1 protein-coding gene is annotated in these 235 nt (G+C 67.7%); it reads right to left on the reverse strand.

All coding sequences use genetic code 11. The annotated features are described in order from the left end of the window. On the reverse strand, positions 1-235 hold a 235-nt coding region (locus SB786_RS37735), incomplete at both ends, for a hypothetical protein (protein ID WP_410731776.1).

Genomic DNA, 235 nt, shown 5'->3' on the forward strand with positions numbered 1-235 from the left:
CGATATTGCCGCTCACGCCCAGCAGCCGATGCAGCGCCGTGTGCGCGGGCTCCGATTCCATCGAGCGCGCGCCGCGCACGAGTTCGTCGACGAGCGCGCGAATCTGCGCCACGCCGTCGAGAAAGGTCTGGTCGATCAACCCAAGCGCCGTCAATTCACCCAGTTGCAGTTCGTCGAGCAACTCGCGGCCGGTGGGCAGCGTGAGATCGTGCACCATCGGCGGCAACGGCGCCGG

Origin of the sequence: Burkholderia sp. SIMBA_062 (genome assembly GCF_046534765.1) — a bacterium.
Classification (GTDB): domain Bacteria; phylum Pseudomonadota; class Gammaproteobacteria; order Burkholderiales; family Burkholderiaceae; genus Burkholderia; species Burkholderia ambifaria.